The sequence below is a fragment of the Xanthomonas sp. NCPPB 3570 genome, assembly GCF_056725115.1.
The window spans coordinates 36995-50484 of sequence record NZ_CM161513.1 but is presented as its reverse complement, the minus strand read 5'-3'; the positions used below and the strand labels follow the sequence as shown (position 1 = coordinate 50484).

Here is a 13490-nt window from a genome sequence, read left to right as displayed (position 1 = left end):
TGTAGCAAACAAAAAAGTGCACTCTGACCCCTATTCCGCCCTCACAAGAAAAGTGTACTCTGACCCCTGTTTTCAAGTTGATGGATACCTCTACGAGCTGTTGATGACGTCACTGACCGACCTATGCCATCTGCTGTTATGCACGAGTCGCGCTTCTTGAAGATTCTCTTGGAGGATCTCTCGTTTGCTTAATTTGGAAAAATCTTCCCATTTATTGCGAAACACGTAAGTTGCATTGCCTGCGTTTGGACTCTCAAGAACATATCGATGCCTTCCAGTGAACCCGAAGACGACGTAATCACTGAATCCGCCAAGTCCAATGGCAATAAAGTCTGGATTGTGCCGGGTAATGCCGCGAATTCTTTCCGTTGCGGTTGCCCTATCATCTTCCGAGAGTTGTTGAAGGTATTCCTCTAGAGCTTGTCGAGCACGCTCAAATGGATACTGGCCTTGCGGAAGGATCTTCCAGTTGATCTTTCTAATTTCGGTGGGTTCGGTGAGGTCTGGCCGAACGATTTCGAAGTTAGGAAAACATTCTAAAAACATATTTATAATAATAACGATGTCAGATTCATCCTCGTCTCGCTGTATGATGCGGGAAGCAGCCACGATTTGGCCATTCTTACGCATCGCCGTAAGAAATTCACCTGGCGGTGGAATTAAATCTCTCGGATACGCTTCATAGTCTCGTATCTGTATTCCGTGGTGTGTCTGGCCATGCCAGTCTTGCCATGTCGTGTTGATCATGCGAGATCGCGTCTCCATAGGAAGGTCGCGCCTTACGATCTCTTTTCCTCGAGCGTTGAAGATCGTTGCAACCCCGTTGGAGCTTGGGAGGATGGAGTCTCCTTCTTTGGGGATTCCGTCGAATCCGAGGGCGCGTGCAAGACGATCAGTAAGGGTCGAACTCACGAGCCTGAACTCAGGGAGTTGATCGATAATCTTGCGATATAACGAGAGCGTCCTTACTTGCTTTGGCATGGCAGCGACTCCGTTTATTGCAGCAACTAATGCATAGAGAACCGGGTCAGAGTGCAGGTTTTAAGATGCTGGGCACGGGAAAGAGCAAACTGATGCCATTTGCTCTGCCAAAATGGCTATTCGGTCAAGAAGTTCGTAACTTATAAAAATTAGGACTTATGCCGGCGGTATTGATTATTGGTGCTTGGACTACGATAGCTACCGCCCTTATGCGAAGAGCCATGGCCCAACGTGTAGTGCCCCCCATGACTGGTCGTGTGGTGTGAACCCGCCGCACGCACACGTGCGTCCGCAGATACAGCCGCCAGACACATGGCAAACCCGGCCAGCGTCGCGATGATCGAGACTTTGGTAAACATCGATTTCCCCTGAGAAAATTGGCGTCCTAGCGTTCTCATTACACATGGACGCTCTGCGCCGCGTATCCCCAGGCGCAACCGTCCGATCAGGTCCTATGGAAGTCCGTTCTCCCCCACAGATGATCCTGTTGTAGCACGGCGTCACACTTTTTTGGGAGACAAATGTAAGCCGTCAGTCGGGGACATTCCGAGTTGAATGCGCGTTCCGCTAGGCAAGAGCGCGTCTTGATGTGGGTCCAATTAAATCAAGGCACATCCCCTGCATTGTTTCTCTGCGTCAGTTCTGCGACGTCGCCCTGGGTGACGACACGCAGCCGACCTCCCTTGGCACTCGCACCACGCGGCACCGCCAGCCGCACCTGGGCCGTCCTAGGCTCCAAATCCCGCGGCGCCTCCAACGCAGCAAACCCCGCCCGCGCCAATTCCCGACCCCGCGAATCCTCCAACACCACAAACCCCGCCGGCGCATCCACATGCCCCAGGCTATGCACGGTGACTTCGATGGCATCGCCCGTCACCCGCACATCCCCCCGCCCAATCCCCAGATCCGGCCGCTGTTCAACCGGCACCGCCGCCGGCGTGACCAGCTCGAACTCCATCACCACCGTCTTGCCGGCGGGGAACTCCACGTTCACCGCCCCGCTCTTCTCGAACGCGAATTCACTGGTGGTGGCCTTGCCATCGATCTTCCCATCGCCATCGCGATCCACGCCCGAGCGCATCCGCCACTGCCCGGCGGCAACATTCCACCCGGTCATCTGCGCCCGCTGAGTCTTGCCGCTGGTGTTGTAACCGATGACGGTGAAGCGATCCTGCCGCGGCTTCGGCAGCAGCACCGCTACCTGCACGGCACCTTCGGGATCGGCGAAGCGCCAGCTGACGGTGTGGCCGGGGTAGGTCTGGTTGCGCTTGAGGGCGACGCCGCCGAGGCGGGCGCGCTGCAGGTTCACAGTGGGCGATTCGACGCGGTCGCTCCACCAGTGGCCTTCGGTGTTCATGTAGAAGGTCTGCAGCTTGTCGCGGGTCTCGGCGCGGTACAGGGTTTCCAGCCAACGCGTATCGCCGCTCTGTTCCCAGGCGACGTGGTGGGCGAAGTCCGGGGCGTCGTCGGGGTCGGCATCTGCTGCCGCCTTCGCCAAGCTGGCGCCCCAGCTGTCGCGCTTGCCGAGCACGTCGAGGAAGTTCTCGTTGAGCAGGGACAGGCCGCCGGGGCCGGCCTTGGCGACACGGTAGTCGATCGCCTTCAGATAGCGCGCGTCGCCGGTCCAGCGGTAGGCGGCCCAGAAGGTGTGCAGGGTGTCGGGGCCGCCGCTGCCGTCGAACAGGCTGCCGCCGCGGGTCTTGCCGGTGGCCCAGTTGATCTCGTTGGGCAGCGCCCACTGGCCCTTGGCGTCGGTGTAAGCATGGGCCAGGTAGCCGTCGGCCAGGCCGGTGACGATGCGGCGGCTGTTGGGGTCGGCGTTGTAGCCGCCCAGCAGCAGCGCCGGGTGCAGGATCGGGAACGAGTAGGGCTTCTGCCACTGCCAGTTCGGCTCGCGGTAGACCTTGCGCCCGCCGAACCAGTTGCTGGCGAACAGCAGGTGGCCCTGCGGGTTGACCTGGATGATGTTGTCGAACGCCTTCACCGTGCGCATCAGCCGCTCCACCGTCAGCGGGTCGCCCCAGTTGAGGTAGAGCATCTCGCTGTTGATGTTGATGCCGTCCTCGTAGGAATGCAGTTCGTCGGTCTCGATGGTGGAGAGGCCGTCGGTGAACATGCCGTTGCGGTAGTTGGCGTCGGACAGGGCGGTGAGCGAGGCGTTGAGCTTGTCCGGGTCCACGCCCATCAGGGCGACGCCGGGCCATTGCTGGGTGAGGTCGGAATCGTCGGAGATGCCGCCGCCGAAATCGCCGTAGTCGACCTGGCGTTCGTCGATCCACCAGTTGATGTAGCGGCGCGTGGCCTTGAGGTCTTCCAGCTGCCAGAACGCCCAGCCCGGCACGCCCTTGGGCGGCTGCGGCAATTGCACCGGCAGCGAGCCCTGGTTGCCGTAGCTGATGTCGGCCCAGTACTGGCGGCCCAGCGCGTTGTCCGGGTCCACCCGCAGCAGGTCGTGGATGTCGGCGTCCAGGCGCGCGTACAGGCGCTGGCGCTTGGAGGTGGTGTGTTCCTCGACCAGGAAGCCCCAGTTGTCCTTGACCTGGTTGAAGCGGTCGGCGATGTGCTCGGCCTTGGCCTGCTCGCGCGGCTTGAACAGCAGGCGGATCTGCGCGCCGTCCAGCGCGCGCGCGTCGAAGCCGGGGGCGGCCGAGGCGATGCTGAGCATCAGGCTGTCGTCGGTCAGGATGCGGTCGCGCAGGTCCAGCCATAGCGTGCGCGCCTGCCCGGGCGCGACCGACACCGACACGTCGAGCATGTCGCGGCCGGGCCAGATCGGATCCTTGACGCGGATGTTGAGCGGGATCAGGCCGTTGTGCGTGGCCGGCAGTTGCAGTGCCGGCAGGTCGATGGCGATGCCGTCCAGGCCGTCGTGCATGTTCTCCCAGCCGTAGGACCAGCTGCGCATCAGTGGCTGCGCGGCCGGTGCGTCGCCTAGGTTGGAGGGGATGAGCACATGCACGATGGGCAGCGGCGGCGCCGCGGCCTTGTCGTCGGCGCGCTTGCGCTGGGGCGCCTTGGTCGGCAGCGCGACCACGGTGCTGCGCTCGTCCGGCGGGTAGCGCCCGGCGATGTAGGCACGCAGCGCGGCGAGGTTGGCGTAGTCCGGGGCGATGTCGCTGCGCACGGTGTAGCGCAGCGTGGCGCTGGGGTTGGCCGGCTCGGCGCCGGCGCCGACGTCGTAGGCCCAGATTTCCTGGATCGGGGTTTCCTGGGCGACATTGGTGAAGCGCAGGTGGCCGCCGCGGCGGCGCTCGAACTGGTCGACGCTGCGCACAGTGCCCTGGGCGCGCGAGAACAGCGGCGTGGGCGTGGCGCCTTCGGCGGCATAAGTGGCCTGGCCATAGGCGGCACCGCGCAGTTCGATGCGGTTGAACGGTTCGTCGGGCAGGGCCAGGTCCAGCGCCTTGCCGCCTTCGACGTAGACGTTCCAGTCCGGCAGCTGGAAGTAGTCGTTGCGGCCGGGCAGGCGCGAGCGGTTGTAGACGCCGGGCCAGGTGGTCTCGGCGATACCGTCGGTCGCCTTCCACATCCACTCCTTCAGGTCCTTGGCGTCGGCGAACTCGACCTTGCGGATGCGCGTGGACGGGGCATCCAGCGCCGGCGGTGCGCGGCCGCGGTCCCAGCCGAAGCGGTGCAGCCAGGCATTGCGCGCGGCGCTGTCGGGTACGGTCTCGGCGCTGCGCGGTTCCTGCTGCCGGGCCAACGCGGCGACGCCGGCGGCATCGAGCATGCGGTCGTAGACGCGGATCTCGTCGAAATCGCTGCCGCGCAGGAAGTTGTAGCGGCTCTGCACCTGGTGCGGCGCCAGCACGCGCGCGGCCAGGCCGAGCTGGTCGAGCGCGGCGTCGAAGTCGAGCGAGCCGCCATCGGCGCAGACCTGGGTGCAGTCGACGCGTGCGGCTTCCTTGCCGTCCACGTACAGGCGCACGCCGCGGGTCTCGTCCCAGGCGAAGGCCAGGTGGGTCCAGGCGCTGGGCGCGGGGATCTTGTCGAGCTTGAAGGAGACGCGGGTGCGCGCCAGGTTGGCGTCGGTGACGAAGGCATCGAAGCCGCGGCCGTTCCAGTCGATACGCAGCCAGGCCATGTCCCAGCTGGTGTGGTCGGCGTAGCCGACGCGGAAGATCACGAACGGGGCTTCGCCCACCGGGTAGCGCGAGCGCCAGAAGAACGACAGCGTGCCGCGCTGGGTGTAGAGGTTGCCGGGGGCGTTCCAGGACAGCACGCCGTCGTCGGCCCATTCGATGGCCTGGCCGGAGACGCCGGTGGGGACCAGGGCGATCTTGTCGCGGAAGTTGGGTGTCGGGTCGCCTTGGGCGACGTCGGCGTCCAGGCCATGGTCGGCGGAGACGCGGAAGAGGAGTTCGGGTGGAGCGGCTGTGGCGATGGTGGGACACAAGAGTCCGCACAGCAGGGCGAGCCTGTGGAGCATGCGGCGCAGGCGCATGGGCAGCGCCGTGGAAGAACGAGGCCGGCTACCGCGGCTGAAGCCGCTCCTACGAGGAGCCGGTGCGCGCGTAGGAGCGGCTTCAGCCGCGACGATGTGGTCGGCGGCGGCGCCACTGCGAATTGCCTGGTTCATCTCGCTCCTTTGCGATCGGCGCGCGCCATGACGGCGCGCGTCGATCTCCCTCCCCGGCCCGCGAGTATGCGGGCAGCGGGGCGTTGCCGATGCCGCAGCGCGGCACCGGCGCACGCAGACATCAGAACTTGTAACGCACCCCGATCGCGTACTGGCGGCCGGTCTCGCTGTAGGTCAGCGGCAGCTGCGCGCCGGTGGCGCTGGTCTGCACCCACTCGTAGTACGGCACGTTGGTCAGGTTCGACCCTTCCAGGCTGATGTCGATCTTCTCGTCGATCTTGTAGGTCAGCTTGGCGTCGACGACATTGGTGCCGCGCATGCCGTGCATGTCGAAGCCGGTTTCCGTCGCCGGCACCTGGGTCAGGTAGCCGTCGCGGTGGGTCAGCGACACGCGGCCGCTGAAGCGCTCGCCTTCGTAGAACAGCGTGGCGTTGTACGAGTTCTTCGACAGGCCGGTGAGGTCGGTGTTGAACGACAGCGCGCCGGTGCCGGTGACGTACTGGATCTTCGACTGCACGTAGGTGTAGTTGAGCTGGGTGCCGAAGTTGGCCCACTTGCCCGGCAGGAAGCTGAAGGGCTGGATGTAGTTGAACTCGGCGCCCTTCAGCTTGCCGCCCGGGGTGTTGAGCGGCACGCTGAAGACGAAGTCGTCGCTGGCCGCCGCGCCGGTGCCGTCGAGCAGGCTGACCGGCAGGCCGCTGCTGGAGTACGGGGCGATGGTGCGCGCGGTCTGCACGAAGCTGTCGATGTCCTTGTAGAACAGCGCCAGGCCGAGCATCGCGCCTTCCTGCAGGTACCACTCGAAACCGAGGTCGGCGGTCTTGGCGCGGATCGGATCCAGGTTCGGATTGCCGCCGCTGACCGTGCGCGCGCCGCCGGCGACGGCGACCGTCACGCCCGGGGTCAGGCTGCCCAGGCCCGGCCGCGTCATCACCTTGGCTGCGCCGAAGCGGATCAGGAAGTCCGGGGTGATCTCGGCGACCAGGTTCAGCGACGGCAGGGTGTCGTGGTAGTCGCGCTCGACCGTGGTGTTGATCAGGTTGGAGCCGACCAGGGCGTAGCCGGTGGAGGACTGTTTGGTCTTCACGTAGCGCACGCCGACGTTGCCGGAGAACGGGATCGCGCCGATGTCGAAGGCGAAGTCGCCCATCAACCAGGCGCCGCGGTCCTTCTCTTCCACGCTGCGGGTGTTGACCGCGCGCTCGGTCAGCGTCCAGGTGCCGGTGCCGCTGTAGATGCCCAGCGCATCGGCGATGCCGTTGAGGTCGGGCACCGCCCAGTTCGACGGCGAGCCCTCGATGCCCTTGAGCCCGGCCAGCGTCACCAGGTCGACCGGCACGATGCGGTTGCCGGTGGCGAAGGTCGGCACGCTGGTTTCGGAGGCGCGGCGGAACTCCTTGGTGTCGAAGCCGTAGTTCTTGGCCAGCACGCCGCCCTTGAGGGTGAAGTTCGGGCCCAGGTTCCACTCGAAGTTCAGCGAGCCGGTGTCGAAGCTGTTGTTGGCCGACTGCGGACGCATGCGCACTTCGGCCAGGGTCCAGCCGTTGGCGGCGGTCGGGTCGATGCCGTAGTTGAACACCGGCGAGGTGTAGCTGTTGCGGTAGTCGTAGCTGTACCCGGCGACGTTGTTCTTGTCCATGATGATCGTGGTCTGGATCGGGTTCCGGTGCTTGGAACTGGAACTGCCGATCTCGCCGGTGATCTTGAAGGTGTCGCTGAAGCGGTGCTCGCCGTTGAGGGTGAGCTGCTTGAAGACCGTGTTCCACTCGTCGTGGCGGTTCTCCGAGCGGATGTCGACGTTGTCGAAGCGACCGTACAGCAGCGCGCCGGAGGCCGGATCGACGTAGCCGTCGCGCACGATCATGTCCGGCTTGCCGTTCTGCGAGCGGCCGCGGCTGAAGCTGATCGCCTCGATGTAGTGCTCGTCGCGCTTGGCGTCGATCTTGGAATACAGGCCGTCCAGCGAGAACTCGGTGCTGTCGTTGGGCTTCCACTGCAGCGAGCCGGTCACGCCCAGGCGGTTCTGCTCGTGCTCCATCTGCGTGTAGCGTGGGATGCGCGGGCTGAACACGTTGGCGCTGTTGGCCGCAGCGAACGGCGAGGCGGCGCTGTAGCCGTTGTTGCTGGGGCCGTTGGCCCAGCGCGTGGTGCCGCTGCCTTCCTCGAGCACCTGACGCTCGGAATAGGCCACCGACATCAGCGCGCCGAAGGTGCCATCGGCCCAGGTGTTGGCGACCAGCGCGGCGATGCGCGGATCGGCCTTCTGCGACATGCCGTTGTAGGTGGCCTGGCCGTTGGCGGCGAAGGTGAAGCCGTCGTAGTCGAACGGCCGCGCGGTGCGCAGGTCGACCGTGGCGCCCAGCGAGCCTTCCTCCACGTCGGCCGAGGCGGTCTTGCGCACCACCATCTGGGTGAACAGGTCCGAGGCGAACACGTTGAAGTCGAAGCCGCGGCCGCGGTTGGTGCCGCCGCTCTGGTCGCTGGCGCCGACCGTGGTCAGCGCTTCCATGCCGTTGATGCGCACGCGGGTGAAGTCCGGGCCGAGGCCGCGCACGGAGATGTTGCGGCCTTCGCCGGCGTCGCGGGTGATGACCACGCCGGGGATGCGCTGCAGCGATTCGGCCAGGTTGGTGTCGGGGAACTTGCCCACGTCCTCGGCGACGATGGCGTCGACCATGCCCTTCTCGGCGCGCTTGATGTCCAGCGCCTTCTCCACGCTGGCGCGGTAGCCGGTGACGACGACGGTGTCGAGCTCGGTGGTGGCATCGGCCGAGGCCGTGGCGGGTGGCGCGGACGCCGCCGGAGCCTCCTGCGCCTGCAGCGCACCGGCCTGCAGGGCCAGGCTGATCGACAGCGCGAGCAAGGTAACCGGTGTCTTCCGGCGTTCGGTACGTGATTGCATGTCCTCCCCTCCCAAGGGTTCCATGACGGCGTTGAACTACGGGCGTTGTCGCGAATGACACCGCTAGTCAAAACCAACGTTAACAGTTGCGAAACATTGCGGCATCTTGCAGCGCAACAGAGTGCACGGCGGCCGCAGGGTCTTTCCAGTCAATGAGATAGCGCACGATCGCGACGCGGGCCAGTGCCGAACCGCGTGCTGCCGCACGAAAATGACACCGCTAGTCAGTATTTCTGGCCGAGGTGCGCGTTTCGCGGCATGCTTGGCGTCCCTTCGGCCGCCCGGACCCGCCCGCCATGACCGTTTCCCGCATCGTCTGCTTCGGCGAACTGTTGCTGCGCCTGGGCGCGCCGGGCCACGAACGGCTGCTGCAGACGCCGCGGCTGGAGGTGCAGGTGGGCGGTGCCGAGGCCAATGTGGGCGTGGCGCTGGCGCATTTCGGCCATGCCGTCTCGGTGGTCAGCGTGCTGCCCGACAACCCGCTGGGCCAGGGCGCGGCCGGCGAACTGCGCCGGCATGGCGTGGACACCGGCGGCATCCGCTTCGTGCCAGGGCGCATGGGCCTGTACTTCCTCAGCACCGGCGCCGGGCACCGGCCCAGCGAGGTCACCTACGACCGCGCCGGCTCGGCCTTCGCGCTGGATGCGGGCGACCAGCACGACTGGCCGGCGCTGCTGCGGGACGCGCAGTGGCTGCATCTGTCCGGGGTGACCCCGGCGCTGGGCGAACGCGGCGCGGCGGCGGCGCTGGCCGCGGCACAGGCGGCACGCGCGGCCGGGGTGCGGGTGTCGTTCGACGGCAACTACCGGCCCAAATTGTGGGAAGCCTGGAATGGCGATGCGCCGGGCATCCTGCGGCAACTGCTGAACCAGGCGGACGTGCTGTTCGCCGACTACCGCGACCTGGAGGTGGTGCTGGGCCACCGCTACCCGCAGGACAGCGTGCAAGCGCGGGTGGAGGCGGGCGCGCGCGATGCTTTTGCCGCGTTCCCGCAGCTGCAGGCGATGGCCTGCACCCAGCGCGCGGCGCACAGCGTGGACCGGCACAGCCTGGGCGCGATGCTGCTGCGCCGCGACGGCAGCGTGGCGCAGGCGCCGGCCGAGGAGCTGAGCGGCATCGTCGACCGCATCGGCGGCGGCGACGCCTTCGCCGCCGGCGTGCTGCACGGGTTGAGCCGCGGATGGGACGACACCGCCACGATCCGCTTCGGCCTGGCCGCCGGCTGCCTCAAGCACACGCTGCCGGGCGACATGCTGGCGCTGAGCGAGGCCGAGGTGCAGGCGTGTGTGGGGGCGACGCGGTTCGATGTGAGGCGGTGAAGAGCCGGGAATGGGGAATGGGAGTGGGGAATCGTGAAGGCGCTGGCGCTGCGGGTTTGCGTGCGGATTGGTGTTGCGATGTGGCGGGTTTTTTAGTCCTGATGGTGTGGGGGCAGTTCGGGCATCGCGGCTTCGATTGTCGCGGCTGAAGCCGCTCCTACGGGTGCAGCGCGTGCTCTCGTAGGAGCGGCTTCAGCCGCGACCGGCCATCGCACGTTGGCGATGCGAGGTGCAAAAGAAAACGGCCGACATCGCTGCCGGCCGCATGTTCTTTCCAGGATCCGGGACACGACTACTCCCGAATCCCCACTCCCCAATCCCGGCTCCTCAGAGCTCCACGCAATCGAACTTCACGTCCGGGTCGACCTCGGCGTCGTAGTCCACGTCCTGGCGCTCGAAGCCGAACAGCTTGAGGAACTCGTGCTTGTAACCGGCGTAGTCGGTGAGCTGGAACAGGTTCTCGGTGGTCACCTGCGGCCACAGTGCCTTGCAGGCGTCCTGCACGTCGTCGCGCAGTTCCCAGTCGTCCAGGCGCAGGCGGTTCTCGTCGTCGGTGGCCGCGGGCTGGCCGTCCTCGCGGTACAGGCGTTCGCGGAACAGGCGGTCGGCCTGCTCGATGGTGCCTTCGTGCAGGCCCTTTTCCTTCATGATCTTGTAGACCATGGAGATGTACAGCGGCATCACCGGGATCGCCGCGCTGGCCTGGGTGACCACCGACTTCAGCACCGCCACGTTGGCTGCGCCGCCGTGCTGCTGCAGGCGGGCGTGCAGGCGCTGCGCGGTCTGGTCGAGGTCGACCTTGGCCTTGCCCAGCGCGCCGTGCCAGTAGATCGGCCAGGTGATCTCGGTGCCGATGTAGCTGAAGGCCACGGTGCGCGCGCCCGGGGCGAGCACGCCGGCGGCGTCCAGCGCATCGATCCACAGTTCCCAGTCCTGCCCGCCCATCACGGTGACGGTGTCTTCGATCTCCTGCTCGGTGGCCGGCTCGATCGAGGCCTCGATGATCGCGTCCTTGTTGGTGTCGATGGCGGTGGCGGTGTAGGTCTGGCCGATCGGCTTGAGCGCCGAGCGCTTCACTTCGCCGGTGCCCGGCAGCTTGCGCACCGGCGAGGCCAGCGAATACACCACCAGGTCGACCTGGCCGCCCATGTCCTGCTTGATCAGTTCGATGACCTTGGCGCGCGCCTCGTCGGAGAACGCGTCGCCATTGATCGACTTGCTGTACAGGCCGGCGGCCTTGGCGTGCTTGTCGAAGGCGGCGGCGTTGTACCAGCCGGCGGTACCGGCCTTCTTCTCGCTGCCGGGCTTCTCGAAGAACACGCCGAGGGTGGCGGCGCCGAAGCCGAACGCGGCGGTGATGCGCGAGGCCAGGCCGTAGCCGCTGGAGGCGCCGATCACCAGGACCTTCTTCGGCCCGTCGCCGCGCACGCCGCGCGCGCGCGTGGCGGCGATCTGCTCGAGCACGTTGCGCTCGCAACCGAGCGGATGCGTGGTGGTGCAGATGAAACCGCGAACTTTCGGGTGGATGATCAACGTGATGTCCTCTCGGCTGGATGCCCCGCGGCATCTTAATGTCTGCGGCGGGCGCACAGAAGTCCCGGTGGTAGCACACGGCGGGGTATGGAGCGTACTGCGGGTGTGCGCGCGCGTTCGGATGGGTCGCGTCGCGACTGAAGTCGCTCCCACCAAAGGCGGCATCGCGGTAGCGGATGCTGTGCTGGCGGGAAGGCAAAGCGCTTATCGGGGAGCCACGCACCGCAACATCGGTTGTCGCGGCTGAAGCCGCTCCTACGATGTCGGACGGTGCCGCCATTGGGACGGTGCCACGATGCCGGATGGAGACAGTGTGGGAGGGACTTCAGTCCCGACGCGCTGCCGGTGGACGTCGCAGCGTCACCGCTCGTGCACGCATCAGATGATGCGTAGCGTGATCGCCTTGAGCACCGCGCGGGTGCGGTCGCGCGTGCCGAGCTTGTCGAGGATGGTGGAGACGTAGTTCTTCACCGTGCCCTCGGCCAGGAACAGGCTGCGCGCGATCTCCTTGTTCGAATAGCCGCCGGCAAGCAGGCGCAGGATCGCCACTTCGCGTTCGTTGAAGGTGTCGCGCGGCGCGTCCTCGTCGCGGTAGCGGTAGCGCGCGCGCACCGGGTCGGTGCTGACCGGCTGCAGCAGGGTCTCGCCGGCGGCCACGCGCGCGATCGCCTCGCGCAGGTCTTCCGGCGCGGCGTCCTTGAGCAGAAAGCCCTGCGCGCCGGCGGCGGTGGCGCGCAGCAGCAGGTCCGAGTCGTCGAAGGTGGTGAGCAGCAGCACCGGCGTGCGGTCGCCGCGCGCGCGTAACTGCTGCAGCGCCTGGATGCCGTCCATGCCCGGCATGCGGATGTCGCTGAGCACCACGTCCACCGGCGTGGCCGCCACCACGTCGAGCAAGGCCTGGCCGTCGTCGGCCTCGCAGGCGACGACGATGCCCTGGGTCTGCAGCAGCGCGCGCAGGCCGGCGCGCACCAGCACCTGGTCGTCGGCCAGGGCGATCCGCAGCGCGCTCACAGCGGCAGCCTCGCGCTCAGTTGCATGCCGCCGAGCGGCGTGCGGCCCAGTTCCAGGCGCCCGTGCAGCGCGGCCAGACGCTCGCGCATGCCGGCGATGCCGTTGCCCTCGCGGATGCGCTCGGCGCGGTGGCCGTCGTCCTCGATGTCCAGGCAAAGCTGCTGCCGGTCTTGGCCCAGGCGCACCCGTACATGCGCCGCGTCGGCATGCCGCGCGGCATTGGTCAGGGCTTCCTGCACCAGCCGCAGCAGGGTCTCGGCCAGGTGCGGATCGGTGATGCGCAGCGCCGGATCGATCTGCAGTTGCAGCTGCGGCCGCGGGAACGGCGCGGCCAGGGCGCACAGCGCCGTCTCCAGGTCCACGCCGCGTTCGTCGCGCAGCGACTGCACCACCGCGCGGATGTCGGCCAGCAGTTCGCCGGACAGCCGCTCCACCGTCGCCACCTCCGGGCGTTGCGCCAGCGCCGGATCGGCCAGCAGCAGGCGCAACTGGATGCGCAGGGCGGTGAGCTTGTGCCCGGCCACGTCGTGCAGTTCGCGGGCCAGGCGCAGGCGCTCGGCGTCGCGGGTGCTGTCGGCCAGCAGCGCGCGGGTGGCCAGCAGGTCGGCGTTGACCCGCGCCAGCGCCTCGCGCGCCAGCTCGGCGGTGCGCGCGTAGTGCGCGCTGAGGCCGGCGAAAGCATGGAAGCCGGCGTAGATCAGCGTGGTCAGCAGCGGATGCCTGATGCCGGCGGCGGACAGCGCCAGGAAGGTGCCCAGGTTGGCCAGCAGCGCCAGCGCCAGCACCGGCCGCGGCGGCCACTGCAACGCCACCTGCGCGACCACCACCACCAGCAGCACCGGCGCGGTGCCGACGTGCGGCTCCAGCCAGACCAGGGCCATCGCCGCGGCCGCTTCGACCCACAGCGCGGCGTCGCGCCAGCGCGCGGGCAGGTAGTGGGCGCCGAGCAGCGGCAGCAGGAACAGCGTCGCCGCGATCCAGCGCCAGACGGCCAATGCATGTGTCGCGAACTGGAACGACCACAGCACGGTGGCCACGGTCAGCAGCCCGGCCAGGCGCTTGGGTTCGATCAGGTCGCGCAGGAATCGGTTCATGCGGCCGATGCTGACGGCGGGCCGATGCCACGGCAATGGGGCGGGCGCAGAAAGTGACTTCCGGCAGGCGG

General features: G+C 66.9%; 7 protein-coding genes. 1 reads left to right on the top strand and 6 read right to left on the bottom strand.

Annotated elements, in window-relative coordinates; genetic code table 11:
* Positions 1-90: 90 nt before the first annotated feature.
* The 3 genes from AC1PLR_RS00210 to AC1PLR_RS00200 all read right to left on the bottom strand — a co-directional run bounded on the left by AC1PLR_RS00210 (position 91) and on the right by AC1PLR_RS00200 (position 8462).
* On the bottom strand, positions 91-981 hold the full coding sequence (locus AC1PLR_RS00210; protein WP_481102258.1) for a hypothetical protein: 891 nt from the start codon (positions 979-981) through the stop codon (positions 91-93).
* Positions 982-1585: 604 nt separating this feature from the next.
* The gene (locus AC1PLR_RS00205; protein WP_481103654.1) at positions 1586-5410 is read right to left on the bottom strand and encodes a LamG-like jellyroll fold domain-containing protein; all 3825 of its coding nucleotides are present in this window, start codon (positions 5408-5410) and stop codon (positions 1586-1588) included.
* A gap of 271 nt (positions 5411-5681) precedes the next feature.
* Positions 5682-8462, bottom strand: a complete 2781-nt coding sequence (locus tag AC1PLR_RS00200) for a TonB-dependent receptor (RefSeq protein ID WP_481102257.1) — start codon at positions 8460-8462, stop codon at positions 5682-5684.
* Positions 8463-8758: 296 nt separating this feature from the next.
* On the opposite strand from AC1PLR_RS00200, the gene AC1PLR_RS00195 reads away from it, so the two are divergent.
* A complete protein-coding gene (locus AC1PLR_RS00195; protein WP_481102256.1) occupies positions 8759-9781 on the top strand; it encodes a PfkB family carbohydrate kinase in 1023 nt (340 codons plus the stop codon).
* A 327-nt stretch (positions 9782-10108) separates the two neighbouring features.
* On the opposite strand, the gene fabV is transcribed toward AC1PLR_RS00195, so the two are convergent.
* The 3 genes from fabV to AC1PLR_RS00180 form a co-directional block, all read right to left on the bottom strand.
* Positions 10109-11314, bottom strand: coding sequence for an enoyl-ACP reductase FabV (fabV, locus tag AC1PLR_RS00190; protein ID WP_481102255.1), 1206 nt, complete (start codon positions 11312-11314; stop codon positions 10109-10111).
* 378 nt (positions 11315-11692) lie between these two features.
* Positions 11693-12325, bottom strand: a complete 633-nt coding sequence (locus tag AC1PLR_RS00185; RefSeq protein WP_010340637.1) for a response regulator — start codon at positions 12323-12325, stop codon at positions 11693-11695.
* Positions 12322-13419, bottom strand: coding sequence for a sensor histidine kinase (locus AC1PLR_RS00180; protein WP_209245600.1), 1098 nt, complete (start codon positions 13417-13419; stop codon positions 12322-12324). Before AC1PLR_RS00180 ends, AC1PLR_RS00185 begins: the two co-directional genes overlap by 4 nt.
* Positions 13420-13490: the final 71 nt, after the last annotated feature.